Source organism: Paraflavitalea sp. (genome assembly GCF_059502485.1).
In genome coordinates, this window is sequence record NZ_JCACET010000008.1 from 1906787 (window position 1) to 1920823 (window position 14037).

At 46.4% G+C, this 14037-nt stretch carries 9 protein-coding genes and 1 riboswitch; of the genes, 4 read left to right on the forward strand and 5 right to left on the reverse strand.

What is annotated here, in order from left to right:
* Positions 1-143: 143 nt before the first annotated feature.
* A complete protein-coding gene (locus tag AC5JBY_RS10440) occupies positions 144-2720 on the reverse strand; it encodes a phosphoenolpyruvate carboxylase (RefSeq protein ID WP_495904522.1) in 2577 nt (858 codons plus the stop codon).
* Positions 2721-3173: 453 nt separating this feature from the next.
* On the opposite strand from AC5JBY_RS10440, the gene thrA reads away from it, so the two are divergent.
* From thrA to AC5JBY_RS10460, 4 genes are all read left to right on the forward strand, one after another.
* The gene (gene thrA / locus AC5JBY_RS10445; protein WP_495904523.1) at positions 3174-5618 is read left to right on the forward strand and encodes a bifunctional aspartate kinase/homoserine dehydrogenase I; all 2445 of its coding nucleotides are present in this window, start codon (positions 3174-3176) and stop codon (positions 5616-5618) included.
* 88 nt (positions 5619-5706) lie between these two features.
* Positions 5707-6639, forward strand: a complete 933-nt coding sequence (locus AC5JBY_RS10450) for a homoserine kinase (RefSeq protein WP_495904524.1) — start codon at positions 5707-5709, stop codon at positions 6637-6639.
* Positions 6640-6839: 200 nt separating this feature from the next.
* On the forward strand, positions 6840-8141 hold the full coding sequence (thrC, locus tag AC5JBY_RS10455) for a threonine synthase (RefSeq protein WP_495904525.1): 1302 nt from the start codon (positions 6840-6842) through the stop codon (positions 8139-8141).
* A 122-nt stretch (positions 8142-8263) separates the two neighbouring features.
* The gene (locus AC5JBY_RS10460) at positions 8264-9247 is read left to right on the forward strand and encodes a DUF2167 domain-containing protein (protein WP_495904526.1); all 984 of its coding nucleotides are present in this window, start codon (positions 8264-8266) and stop codon (positions 9245-9247) included.
* Positions 9248-9445: 198 nt separating this feature from the next.
* On the opposite strand, the gene AC5JBY_RS10465 is transcribed toward AC5JBY_RS10460, so the two are convergent.
* The 4 genes from AC5JBY_RS10465 to AC5JBY_RS10480 form a co-directional block, all read right to left on the reverse strand.
* Positions 9446-10702, reverse strand: coding sequence for a homoserine dehydrogenase (locus AC5JBY_RS10465; protein WP_495904527.1), 1257 nt, complete (start codon positions 10700-10702; stop codon positions 9446-9448).
* Positions 10703-10823: 121 nt separating this feature from the next.
* A complete protein-coding gene (locus AC5JBY_RS10470; protein ID WP_495904528.1) occupies positions 10824-12005 on the reverse strand; it encodes a cystathionine gamma-synthase in 1182 nt (393 codons plus the stop codon).
* Positions 12006-12222: 217 nt separating this feature from the next.
* Positions 12223-12334, reverse strand: a riboswitch (SAM riboswitch).
* Between the two features lie 213 nt (positions 12335-12547).
* Positions 12548-13213 carry a porin family protein gene (locus tag AC5JBY_RS10475; protein ID WP_495904529.1) on the reverse strand — a complete coding sequence of 222 codons (666 nt, stop codon included), beginning with the start codon at positions 13211-13213 and terminating at the stop codon, positions 12548-12550.
* Between the two features lie 74 nt (positions 13214-13287).
* Positions 13288-13965, reverse strand: a complete 678-nt coding sequence (locus AC5JBY_RS10480) for a YiaD family glycine zipper/OmpA-like lipoprotein (protein WP_495904530.1) — start codon at positions 13963-13965, stop codon at positions 13288-13290.
* Positions 13966-14037 lie beyond the last annotated feature (72 nt).

Sequence of the window (14037 nt, forward strand, 5' to 3'; positions counted from 1 at the left end):
CGGGCGACCGGTGTCTCACTTTTAAAAACGACACTTACTTAATACAAAAAGGCGCAAAGGGAAATCCTTTGCGCCTTCTTTTATTTATATAAATATTGCTGATAGGCTGATCTTAGCTCCAAACGCTCGAATCTGAACTCCTCCTACGCCGAATTCCGGCCCGCATTGATAATCCCGAACGAGCAACGGATGACGAGCTTTTCGAATATTTCCTTATGACCGGCAGGAGCCTGCTGTTCCTCGAGTTGGCGGATGCGTGTCATAGCATACTGCTGAATAGTAGTAAGCGGTAAAACGATCCTTTCCCGTGTTTGAATAGACAGTTGCTCGACAGGATAGTCAAACATCAACTCACTTTTACCTGAAAGCTGGAATATATACTTCTTCGTCAGCTCATATTCGTGGAAGATCATATTCCAGATCTCCCCGTAACGGGCGTCATTAGACAGGTATTCCGTCAGTGGGAAAAAGCACTTCTTCATAGCCATCTCACAGTTGTCGATGAGCGTTTTGAAGAACTGGGAGTTCTTATAAAGCTGTTTAATGGCAGGTAGCTTGCCGCTCTTGTCCAAAGTCTGCAAAGCCATGCCTACGCCATAATAACCCGTCACGTTTTGCTTCAGTTGGCTCCAGGCGCCCACGAAAGGAATGGCGCGCAGGTCCTTCAAGGCAAGCTTGGAAGAACTGCCCCGTTTGGCGGGACGGCTGCCGATATTCGTTTCGCTGTAAAACTTCAGCGGACTAATATGCGATAAATAATTAAGGAAGTCTGGATGGTTTTTAAGCTGGATATAAGCCTTGAGACTTTCATCAGCCAGTTCCTTCAACAATACCTCGTCCTCCTGCTGCAACGTCTTCTCACGCGCAGAGAAAAGATGATTAGAGATGCCGGCATTCAACAACTGCTCGATGTTGAACTGAGCCGAATCGACGGTACCGAAATTGGAACTTACAGTCTGACCCTGAATGGTTAGCTGGATTTCCTCATTCGAAATATTATTACCCATAGACGCATAGAACTTATGCGTTTTACCACCGCCACGGGCGGGGGGACCACCACGGCCATCAAAGAACACCACATCGATACCATAGTTCCTCGACACGCTGGTCAGCTCCTCTTTCGCCTTATAAATACTCCAGTTGGCCATCAGGTAGCCACCATCCTTCGTGCCATCAGAAAAGCCAAGCATGATCGTTTGGCGCTTGTTACGGCGCTTCAGATGTTGACTGTAAACATCATTCTTGTACAGTGACTCCATAATTTCAGCCGCACCTTGCAGGTCATCGATAGTCTCAAAAAGCGGAACGATATCGATGTCCAGCGTATCCTTGCTCCAGCCACTCAATAAGAACAAGCCAAACACTTCCATCAGGTTCAGTGCACTGTTACACTGACTGATGATATAACGATTAGATCCCTCCGGACCATTATACTCCTGAATATTCCTGATCGCAGTAATACTCTGCAACGTATCCTTAATCACACCCTCATAAAGCTCTGCATTTGCAGAACCACTGATATTAGTCAGCAGCTTGATCTTTTCAGCAGCTGATAAAGAAGCGTAATTACCGGGTAGCAGCTTTTCTTTAGACGCTATCGCTTCCAGTACAGTATTGTGTACGGTACTCTCTTGCCTTACGTCCAGCGATGCGAAGTGCAAACCAAAAACCTGGATCTTATTGATCAGGCTTTCTACCAGGTGTTGGAACAGTCCATTATGCTGATAAGTGAGAATCTCCCTGATCTTGTACAATTCATCCAGGATGCCCTGCTTCGTAAGCGCAGTACGTTGGCCTGGAATGAAGATGTTATCATACAGTTGCTTTTCCAGTTCCGCCAGGATGGTATCGATGCCCTTGAAAGTGAGGCGGCGCTTCAACCTGCGTACGTCCAGGTAATAACATTTGATAATACTGCCACGCAGCAGATCGGCCACCTTCATAGTAGTATCGGCAGTCACGAAAGGATTACCATCACGGTCGCCACCAGGCCAGAAGCCCATGGTAATGATCGGGTTATTATCAGGCACTGCTTGCGGAAACTGATTCTTCAGGAAACTCACAATGCGGCCGGCAGCAGGATAAAATACATTCTCCAGATACCATACAAGGCTGATGGCCTCGTCATAAGGCGTCGGCTTCTGCTTCTTGAAGAAAGGCGTTTTACCCAGCTGTTGCAGGTACATATTGATCTGGCTGGTATTATTATCTGCCAGCGCTTTCGATAGATCATTGATAATGCCCAACACGGAGCCGGGATAAAATTGAGTAGGGTGGGCAGTAAGCACCATTCGGATGGAAAACTTCCGGAGCCTTTCAGCCAGCTTATCCTGCGCACCTTCCTGGATAACTTCCGATTCCAGGTACTTAAGCGTACCGATACCATTCATATCCTGCACCTCGCGGAAAGAAGCATCCTCCAGCGCATCAAATAATACCACCTGCCTTTCAACGTACTGGATAAACCGGAACAGCAGATCACACCGGTCCTGGTCTTTCTGATAAATAGTATGCTTTTCAAAAAACTCCTCGATGATCTGCGTAGGACTTAACTTATGCTTGTAACCCTCTTCGCAATTATTTAATAATAAGGATAACAGGATACCTGTTTTCTCGATACGATGAAAAGGGAGAGAAGTAAAAAGACTGTTGTAGAGCTGGAATTTGATACCAACAAAATTCTTGAATTGCTGCAGTCCTCTTGTCGACTGATGGTCCATATGGGAAATAATTTAAGCAATAATCAATTGATACATATAAGCAAGCAGCAACACAAATTGGGGGATGAAAGTACGATGAAAAATTAACAAGACAAAAACATGAGTAGCCAGGCATTAGCTATTAGGATTTAGCCTTTAGCTAACAGCTAACACCTAAAAGCTAAAGCCTTGGCTTTCCTTTACTCTATCCAATTAATAGACATTTTTCCGAAACTAACACTTGTTATCGGATAAAAGTGTATATTTGATCATCCATCAATAGTGGCACAGCAGCAATACCATATCATTTCTTCTACATCTACAGTAGCTACCACAGCTACAACAACGTCCACTATTACAACAACCCGCTAAGGGTTGTACAATTCCATATTACCATTTGGGCTCCAGAGCTGATCATACCGGGAAAAGGTATATCTTTTTACATCAAATCTTCATCAACTAATCATACACGATATGCAGGTCTTAAAGTTCGGCGGTACCTCAGTAGCCAATGCCGACAACATCAACAAAGTAGTAGCCATTGTACAAAAAGCAATACAGCGCGATAAAACAATTGTGGTAGTATCGGCCTTTGGCGGCGTAACAGATAAGCTATTAGCCGCAGGCGCGCTGGCTTCAGGCGCCTTTGAGTCCTACAAAGATACCCTGATCGAAATAGAACACCGGCATATCGAAGCAGTGAAAGCATTGGTGCCAATAGCAAAACAAAGCAGCATCCTGAGCTGGGTAAAACAACGATGCAATGAAATAGAAGATATCTGCAACGGTGTGTTCCTCCTCGGTGAACTGTCCGATCGTACACGCGATCGCATTGTAAGCTATGGAGAATTGATCTCCTCACAGATAGTAACTGCCCGTCTGAAAGCAGTAGGAGCAGAAGCAGCCTGGAAGGATTCAAGAGAATTGATCATTACCGACTCCAACCACAGCTTTGCCGCCGTTGATTTTGCAGTAACTGATAATAACATACGCAATTATTTTGCAGCAGCATCAGAAGCACTATTTGTTGTGCCAGGGTTTGTGGCCTCCAACCCGGCAGGGCTTACCACTACCCTGGGCCGTGGAGGGTCAGACTATACCGCCGCTATCTACGCCAGCGCACTGGACGCTAAAGTGTTGGAAATATGGACAGACGTAAGCGGCATGATGACAGCCGACCCAAGAGTAGTGCCCAACGCAAAAGCCCTTCCCCATATCTCTTACCAGGAAGCGATGGAACTATCACACTTTGGGGCCAAAGTAATATACCCGCCCACCATACAGCCGGTCATGAAAAAGAACATACCCGTATGGATCAAGAACACCTTCGAGCCCGATGCACACGGCACCGTCATTGAAAGCGAAGTGTCAAAAAGAAACGGCAACAATATCCGTGGCATCACCAGCATCAACGACATAGCCCTCTTGAGCTTGGAAGGCCCCGGCATGGTAGGCATACCCGGCTTCTCAAAAAGACTGTTTGAAGCATTAGCCAGCGAAGAGATCAATGTGATACTCATCACACAAGGCTCATCCGAACATTCAATCTGCGTAGGCATCGATATAGCCCACGTGGCAGAAGCAGAAGCGGTAGTTAACAAAGCCTTCGCTTACGAAATTGAGACCGGAAAAGTAGACCCGTTGGTAGTAGAAGTAGGATTGTCGATCGTAGCCCTGGTAGGCGATAACATGAAGAGCCACCCCGGCGTAAGCGGAAAAATGTTTGGTGCTATCGGACGCAATGGCGTCAACATACGCGCCATCGCACAAGGCTCATCAGAAAAGAACATCTCGGCCGTAATAGCAGCCCGCGATGTAAAGAAAGCCATTAACGTATTGCACGAAGAATTCTTTGAAACAACCTACAAACAAGTCAACCTCTTTATTGCCGGTGCAGGTAATGTAGGTAGCAAATTGCTGTCACAATTACTACAGCAACAAAGTTGGCTGCAGGAGCAATTACGCTTGCAGGTAAGGGTAATCGGCATAGCTAACAGCCGCAAGATGATCTTCAAAGAAGAAGGCATCAACCTCGGCAAATGGAAAGAAGAACTGGAAGCAGGACATCCGATGGAATTAGATGAGTTCATAAACGTTGCCCGTTCCTTTAACCTGCGCAACTCCGTATTTGTGGATGTTACAGCCAATGACCGGGTAGCACAGATTTATGAGCGCCTGCTGGAAAAAAGCATTTCAGTAGTGGCTTGCAACAAAGTAGCCTGCTCATCAGCCTACGCCTATTACAGAAGACTGAAAGACCTGGCCCGCGAATACAATGCCTATTTCCTGTTCGAAACAAACGTAGGTGCAGGCCTGCCGGTGATCGGCACCCTCAACGACCTGTTGCGTAGCGGTGACTCTGTGAACCGTATACAGGCAGTATTGAGCGGAACACTCAACTTTGTATTCAACAATTACAATGGCGAAAAAAGCTTTGCAACAATAGTAAAACAGGCGCAGGATGAAGGCTATACAGAGCCCGACCCTCGTCTCGACCTCAGCGGCACCGATGTAATGCGCAAGATCATGATCCTTGCCCGTGAGAGCGGCGAAAGACTGGAGATGGACGACATCACCAACAACACCTTTATGCCCGCCTCCTGCATGAAAGGCAGCGTAACCGATTTCTACGCAGAAATGGAAAAACAGGAAGCCCACTTTAAAGAGATTTACGAACAGGCAGTGAAAGCAGGAAAGAAACTGAAGTTTGTGGCAAGCTACGAGAACGGCAAAGCAGCAGTGGGATTACAACACATCGATCCCCAGCACGACCTCTACCATCTGTACGGAAAAGACAACGTGGTACTGTTCTACACCAATCGCTATGTAGAACAACCATTAGTGATAAAAGGAGCCGGTGCCGGTGCCGAAGTAACGGCATCAGGAGTATTTGCAGATATCATCAGAGCGGCACATTAACAAACGAATGTCAGGCAAACTAATGTCAGGCTGAGCCTGTCGAAGCCTCTAAGGGTGACTCACCCTGACACGATCAACACATTGATTTATGAAGAAAGTAAAAGTATTTGCACCGGCCACCGTAGCCAACCTCGTATGCGGATTCGATGTACTGGGAATGGCCCTCCATCGTCCACAAGACCTCATGACAGTAAGCCTGCGCGATGAGCCAGGCATAGTAATACAACACACCGATGGATACCAACTGCCGGTAGAACCGGAAAAGAACGTGGCAGGAGCTGCCTTGCTGGCCCTGCTGGAAGAAGTAAAAGAACCGGTTGGATTTGATATCACCATCGATAAGCGCATAAAACCCGGCAGTGGCCTGGGCTCCAGTGCCGCCAGTTCAGCAGGCATAGTAGTAGCGGCCAATCATCTGCTCGGCAATCCCTTTTCCAAAGAAGACTTGGTACGCTTTGCCATGAACGGCGAGAAGGTAGCGAGCGGCGTAAAACATGCCGATAACATCGCACCAGCCATCTACGGCGGAATAACCCTCATACGGTCCATCTTTCCATTAGATATCATACAGCTGACAGCGCCACCATTATACGTCACTGTCGTACACCCTCAGATAGAGGTAAGAACAGCAGATGCCCGGCAGATACTAAGAAAAGAAGTACAGCTGAAAAATGCGATCAAACAATGGGGCAATATCGCCGGATTGGTAGCAGGGTTTATGAAGAATGATTACGGGCTCATCGGTCGCTCACTGGAAGATGTGATCATCGAGCCGGTGCGCAGCATATTGATACCAGGCTTCGATGAAGTAAAAAAGCACAGCAAAGAAGCCGGCGCATTGGGAGGCGGTATATCAGGGTCTGGCCCGTCCATCTTCATGCTCAGCAAAGAAGAAAGCACCGCCCGCCAGGTAGAATACGTAATGACCGAAGTATACGTAAAACTCGGCATCGATTTCAAAACCTACGTAACCACCATCAGCTACGAAGGCGTACAAGTGGTGGACACTGAAAACCTATGAGAATGTTTTACTCAAAGCAATGCCCCGTCTTGCTTTAGAGGTGACACCTTTCGCTTGCGACGCAAAAGAAGGTGTCACTTCTAAAGCGAACTCAAGCGAACGACTCAAACGCAATGCCCCGTAGGGGCTACAGCTTTGTAGCAATCAACCAACAAAAGGTTTTTGCCCTGTAGGGGCAACACAAAAATTAAAGATCAAAGATGAAATATTACAGCCTAAACAAACAATCCCCCGATGTAGACTTCAAAGAAGCAACCATCAGGGGGCAGGCGCCCGATAAAGGACTCTATTTCCCGGAAACCATTCCGGCATTGGATCAATCACTCATTGACAACATTACCGAATATTCCAACGAAGAGATCGCCTACCAGCTCATTAAGCCATACGTGGCTGGCACCATGCCCGACAGCGAGTTGCAACGTATAGTAGGAGAGACGATTAACTTCCCGATACCATTGGTAAAAGTGCAGGAAGATATCTACTCACTCGAGTTATTTCATGGCCCCACATTGGCCTTCAAAGATGTAGGAGCACGCTTTATGAGCCGCTGCCTGGGATACTTTGCCCGCGAACGCAAAGAAAAAGTAGTGGTGTTGGTAGCTACCTCCGGAGACACAGGTGGAGCAGTGGCACATGGGTTCTACGATGTGCCCGGCGTAGAAGTAGTCATTTTATACCCTTCGGGCAAGGTAAGCAGCGTGCAGGAAAAACAGCTGACCACACTCGGCAAGAACATACATGCACTGGAAGTAAAAGGCAGCTTTGATGATTGCCAGCAACTGGTAAAACAAGCCTTTGTAGATACTTCGCTCACCAGCAAACTATTCCTCACCTCTGCCAACTCGATCAACGTGGCCCGTTGGCTGCCCCAGCAATTCTATTATGCTTTAGCTTATAAACAATGGGCCGATAAGAACAACCCTCCTGTGATCTGTGTGCCCAGCGGCAACTTTGGCAACATCTGTGCGGGCCTGTTGGCACACCGGTCAGGATTGCCGGTAAAACATTTCATTGCAGCCTGCAATGCCAACGATGTAGTAACACATTACCTCGAAGAAGGAAAATACGAACCTAAGAAAGCAGTACCCACCCTGTCCAACGCTATGGATGTAGGCAACCCGAGCAACTTTGTACGGGTACTGGAATTGTTCCACCAGGAGTTCGGCGCTTTGAAGAATGTATTAAGCAGCTACAGCATCACCGACGAAGAAACAAAAGCCACGATCAAAGCAGTATTTGAAAAATACAACTACCTGCCCGATCCACATGGAGCGGTGGGTTACCTCGCGCTACAGCGCTACCTGGCCCAACACCCCGGAGAAAAAGGCATGTTCCTCGAAACAGCCCACCCCGTTAAGTTTTACGATGTGGTGGAGCCGGTGATAGGCAAGGCTATACCATTACCGCAGGTGGTACAAAGTATGATGGTCCTGAATAAGAAAAGCGAGTTGATAGAGCCTGAATACGAGGCCCTGAAAGCTTACCTGGAGCGTTCATTCTGAGGGAAATACACAGGTCTAACAGTCAACCCGCCATATAACCGAAAATTAATTTAAAAAAGCATATTAAAATTTCATAATTCCAGGGGAAAGTTGTTATTTGTACGATAACAACTCCCCTAAACATGAAAAAGATTCTTTCTTTCCTTTTTGCCGTGCTTATAGGTGGCGCACTCTATGCCGGCGATGATGATTCCTTGAAATTGATGCGCGAGAAGTATCTGCAGTTTGCCGACTCTGTAAACAAAATATTGAAGTTCGAAACCGGTACAGTTACATTACCCAATGGAATTGCCAAACTGAACATCCCTGCAGGCTTCAAATACCTCAATGCTGAACAAAGTAAGTTTGTGATCAGCGATCTCTGGGGCAATCCACCAAGGACAGACATCGAAGGAATGATCTTCCCGGAGAATGGAACACCCTTCAGCGACAGCAGTTATGCATTCATCATCAGCTACGATGCAGCAGGCTTTGTAAAAGATGAAGATGCCGACGATATCAACTACGATGATATGCTCAAAGACATAAAGGCCGCAGAGCCAGCGGAGAACAAAGAAAGAGCAAAAGAAGGATACCCTTCCATACACATGGTGGGATGGGCTCAAAAACCCTTCTACGATAAGCAGAACAAAGTACTCCACTGGGCCAAAGAACTCCAGTTTGGCGATGCCGCTGGAGAAGTGAATACCTTGAACTATGATATCCGCATCCTGGGACGTAAAGGCATCCTCTCGATGAATGCCGTAGGTACCATGACAGAACTATCATTAGTCAAGAAAGACATCGATAAAGTAATGCACATGGCCTCCTTCACAGAAGGCAATACCTACAAAGACTTCGACCCTAAGGTTGACCAGGTAGCGGCATGGACCATCGGTGGCCTCGTAGCAGGAAAAGTGCTGGCTAAAGTAGGCTTGTGGGCTATAATTGGTAAATTCCTGGTTGCCAGCTGGAAGTTTATTTTGATAGGCCTTGTAGCCGTCGGAGGATTTATCTCTAAATTCTTTAAGCGTAAAAAAGCGACAGAAGCTGAACCAGAGCCACAACCCGAACCAATACCGGTGGCAAACATAGAAAAGCCTGAAGACAACAATACCAACGCATAACCAGCAATCGCTGTAAAATAAAGAAGCCCTCCCGAAAAAAAGGGAGGGCTTTCATTTTTCATGCTAATACAACAACAAAAAACAGACGAACAAAAAACTCATTTTAATCACTCGCTCGCCTCTGGCGAGTGAGTGTATTGTCGGGCCTCTGGCCCGAAACCCCTCAAAAGGATTTCGAAAGCCGTAGGCTATGAACAATTATATTATTCCAGCCAATTCCAGGCTCTTCTTCTTCAGTTTACGGATCTCCACATCTTCGATAATAGCTTCAGGAGAAAGGATCAGAGAAGTATTATTCTCCTTCCACCAGCTGTTATCACGCAACTCCTTAAATGGCAACACGCCAACCAGGTACTTACGGTCAGTTTCAGCATGCCATTCTTCGATCCACTCGAATTTGTCCTTAGGAATAAACTTCCAGTCATCGAAACTCACATACACACGGATATAAAAATCGGTGTTGAGCTCCTGCGGTGTATGGTGATAAAGCTTTTTATATTCGTATTTATATTGATAACGCAGTGCCGAAAGGTCACTCAACACAGCAGAAGCAGTGGGGAAACTACCCGCACCCTTGCCATAGAAGAATTGCTTGTCAGCAAAGCCACTCTCGATCACCACGCCATTATATTCATTCTTTACAAAAGCCAGGTGATCATCCTGCTTGATGAACTGAGGCAGTACGAAAGCAGCCACCTTACCATTCTGTAATTTCTTGGCTTGCGCTACAAGCTTAATGTCGAAATGCTTTTCAGCAGCTACAGTAGCGTCGCTGCCCTGGATATTCTGGATACCGTTGAAAACGATGCTGTCGATAGGTTCAACAATGCCGTAAGCGTGCGTGAGCAGGAAAGCCCATTTGTTTACGGCGTCGTAACCTTCCACATCGAGCGAAGGGTCAGTTTCTGCAAAGCCCAGTTGTTGAGCGAGGAGAACAGCCTCCTGGTAACCCAGTTTATCCTCGAACATTTTAGTGAGGATGAAGTTGGTAGAACCATTCACAATAGCCTTGATAGAATGCAGCAGATCATTATCATAATATTCTTCCAGGTTGCGGATCACGGGGATCGAAGCACAGGCAGCCGCTTCATACAGGAAAGAGCGGCCAGTCTTTTGTTGCAGACCCAGTAACTCAGGCAAGTGCTCTGCGATCATCTTTTTGCTGGCACTTACCACATCCTTGCCGCCTTTCAGCGCTGTCGACACGATCTCAAATGCCGGTTCCGATTCATTGATCACCTCAACGATTACATTGATCTCGGGGTCATTGAGCAAAACATCCTTATCAGTAGTAAATAAATCCGCCGGCGCTTCCCTCTTCTTGCCGGGGTTCTTGATACAAACCTTCTTGATAGAGGCTTTCAGCGAAGGAGTTTGTTGCAGCACCTTATATAAACCTTCACCTACTACACCAAAACCGAATAGACCGATCGTTAACTGTTTGTGAGCTTCCATGTACTTAATGCGATTTTTTTGTTCCTGAACTGTTAATTGTTGTTGTTTCTTATTGCACCGGCAATCGCCGTATAATTTTATTATATGTTCCTCTAACAAATTACCATCACCTAATGTTTAGCTACGCCACTTCTTGTTGCAAAGCCCTTGCTGCAAATTCATTGATGCCATCCAACGCTACCTGTAAATCCTGGATCAGGTCCTCCGCCTCTTCAAGGCCAATACTCAACCGGATAAGACTGTCAGACACACCGGCGCTTCTGCGCTTTTCGGCTGGGATGGATTTATGCGTCATAGTCGCAGGGTGACTTACCAGGCTCTTGATACCACCCAGACTTTCAGCCAGTTTGAATAGTTCAGTGGAAGTTGCAAAAGCAGTAGCTGCTTCCAACGTATCCAGTTTCAGGCTGAACGATACGATACCGCCAAAACCTTTCGATTGCTTTTTTGCGATCTCGTGGTTAGGGTGAGATTTCAAACCGGGGTAAAACACTTTATCTACCGCAGGATGTTTTTCTAAGAATTCAGCTACTTCTTGCGCAGTAGCGCAATGTTGGCGCACACGCAGGTGCAGCGTCTCGATACCACGGATCACCAGCCAGCTATCGAAAGGAGCGAGGATAGCGCCACAGGCATTCTGGATAAACTTGATCCTGTCACCCAGTGCCTTGTCTTTAGTTATCACCGCACCAGCGATCAGGTCACTGTGGCCACCCAGGTACTTCGTAGCAGAATGCACTACAATATCAGCTCCCAGCGAAAGAGGCTTTTGTAACGCGGGTGAAGCAAAAGTATTATCCACGCAAAGTAAACAGTTGTTCGCCTTGGCTATTTTGGCAATAGCCTCTATATCGGAGATCTTCAACGTAGGATTGGTAGGCGTTTCCAGCCAGATCAACTTCGTTTTAGGCGTGATGGCGTTGAAAACTTTCTCAGGATCCGAAGTATCTACGAAATTGATAGTGATGCCAAATTGCTCATACACTTGCGTAAACAAGCGATAAGCACCACCATAGATATCATCCACCGCCACGATTTCATCACCGGCCTTCAGGAGTTTCGCAATAGCATCGATAGCAGCCAGGCCACTGCTGAAAGCAAGACCCACTTCGCCACCTTCCAGTTTAGCCAACAGACTTTCGAGCGTGGCACGCGTAGGGTTGCCACTGCGGGCATAATCATAACCCTTGTTTACACCAGGCGCATCCTGTACAAAAGTAGACGTTTGATAAATAGGCACAGATACAGCGCCGGTTAAAGGATCTACAGGAATGCTGTGAATGAGTTGTGTTGTCGCTTGCATGATTAAACAGTTTTTTGTTCTGATCCACTACAGGGGATCGTGAACGATGTTAAATGTTGTGATTAGACAGTGTTCTGCGACAGCACTTATCAAGAGATGTTCTTCGGAAGATATTTCTGCAGCTTATCCTTCAGGGGAGGGCAACAAAAAAGCTCTTCCGATGAGTCAGAAGAGCTTTTCGAATATGTTGTTACAGTATTGTAGAAGCTATTGATCTGACTTATCTGTCCCATTTGCATGGGCTGGACGTGGCACCTTATCGCGCTTGGTAGCGTGACAGGTTGTCAAGGCTTCATCGGGCCATTTCCCTCAGCCTTTCTTGATAAGAGATGTAAAAAGAACTGGTGCAAAGATATAACGCGGAAATAAATTTCCAAATTTTCTTTCAAAAAAGCGACAGGGCCGGGAAGGCTGGAAGGCGGAAATGACTGAATAGGAGCGGGTTTGAATGAATACAGCCACTTCATAGATTTTACAAAAAAAGCGGTAAAACGGAATCTGATATTCCGCCTTACCGCCTTTCCGGCTATATTGTTATTCACTTAGAAGCGATAACCCAGAGATACACCGAAACCAGTGTTCTTCGTTTTGTAGTCATCAGCATCCGTGCCGGTAATTTCAGGACTGATGTTAGCAAGGCCCAGTTGAGCATTCAGCTGAAAAGACAACTTATTGCTGAACTCATAACCTGCCAGAACGTTAGCACCAAAATCGAAACGGCGGAACGTATATATTGCCTGCAAAGGAGTGCTGACATTTTTTTCAAACTCAAGATCCATATCGCCATCATCAGATTTGATCTTGCCGCCTATAGCATAACCAGCATAAGGGCCAAAGCCAAGCAACAATTTGCCGGTGCCCAATACAGGTTTATACAGAAAGTTTACCGGCAATTCAAGATAATTGATGTTGATCTTTCCATTATCTGCGTCATCTTCTGCTTTGGCGCCTTTGGTGGTAAACAACAAACCAGGCTGAATATAAAACTCATCAGCCAGCGGTATTTCAGCGTTCACACCAACATTGAAACCTGGCTTTAACTTGTTTTCCATATCAAAGCCAGCGTACTTGCCATTCAGATTTTGAAAGTTCACACCGGCACGAATGCCAAACGTAGTACCTCCTGAACCAGCAGAAGAACTTTGAGCCTGAGAAATAAAAGAACCTAAAACACACGCAGAGATAAGAGCAATTACTTTCGTTTTCATTTGCTATTGATTTTGATTAAAAGAGACTTTTCTACGTGGTTTAGCGTATGGGGTACAGTGATTAATTGATTATATTACTTACCGCTCTGAGCTTCCTTATTAGCGTCGCGCTTCATCTTGTCATTCGCAGTGATCAGGAAGTTCACACGACGGTTTTGCGCACGGCCGTCTTCAGAATCATTAGAAGCTACAGGAGCACTTTCCCCATAACCCTTCGTGGTAATACGGCCACCACTGATACCGCGGTTGCGCAAATAAGTAGATACGGCGCTCGCCCTTCTGTCCGACAATCCCTGGTTATAAGAATCAGAGCCCTTGCTGTCGGTATGCCCCTGCACTTCAATATCAGTATCAGGATATTCTTTCAGGATAGTAACCAACTTGTCCAGGTTGCCTTCAGCTGAAGCAGACAGATCGGATTTATCAAACCCAAACAATATCTTCTCACTGAACTCTACTACGATACCTTCGCCTACACGTTCAACTTTCGCGCCCGGAACCCTATTCTCGATTTCCTTCGCTTGTTTGTCCATTTTCTTACCTATTAAAGCGCCGCCTACGCCGCCAACAGTAGCACCAATAATGGCGCCCAGGGCAGTATTACCAGCTGCTTTACCAATAATTGCACCGGCTGCTGCACCGCCTGCTGTACCTATTACGGCGCCTTTCTGAGTCTTGTTCATGCTTTTACAACCGCCTAATAATATGGCAGTTGCTAAGATTGCTGTGAGGGTGTTTTGAAGTGGTTTCATGACATTAATTTTATTTAGATAATCCGGCAACACCCCTTTCAAAACTTATACCACAATACAAAAAACTGCCAT

Coding starts and splice junctions, on each gene's coding strand:
- AC5JBY_RS10440 (WP_495904522.1), bottom strand. CDS start 2,720: ATGGACCATCAGTCGACAAGAGGACTGCAGCAATTCAAGAATTTTGTT.
- thrA (WP_495904523.1), top strand. CDS start 3,174: ATGCAGGTCTTAAAGTTCGGCGGTACCTCAGTAGCCAATGCCGACAAC.
- AC5JBY_RS10450 (WP_495904524.1), top strand. CDS start 5,707: ATGAAGAAAGTAAAAGTATTTGCACCGGCCACCGTAGCCAACCTCGTA.
- thrC (WP_495904525.1), top strand. CDS start 6,840: ATGAAATATTACAGCCTAAACAAACAATCCCCCGATGTAGACTTCAAA.
- AC5JBY_RS10460 (WP_495904526.1), top strand. CDS start 8,264: ATGAAAAAGATTCTTTCTTTCCTTTTTGCCGTGCTTATAGGTGGCGCA.
- AC5JBY_RS10465 (WP_495904527.1), bottom strand. CDS start 10,702: ATGGAAGCTCACAAACAGTTAACGATCGGTCTATTCGGTTTTGGTGTA.
- AC5JBY_RS10470 (WP_495904528.1), bottom strand. CDS start 12,005: ATGCAAGCGACAACACAACTCATTCACAGCATTCCTGTAGATCCTTTA.
- AC5JBY_RS10475 (WP_495904529.1), bottom strand. CDS start 13,213: ATGAAAACGAAAGTAATTGCTCTTATCTCTGCGTGTGTTTTAGGTTCT.
- AC5JBY_RS10480 (WP_495904530.1), bottom strand. CDS start 13,965: ATGAAACCACTTCAAAACACCCTCACAGCAATCTTAGCAACTGCCATA.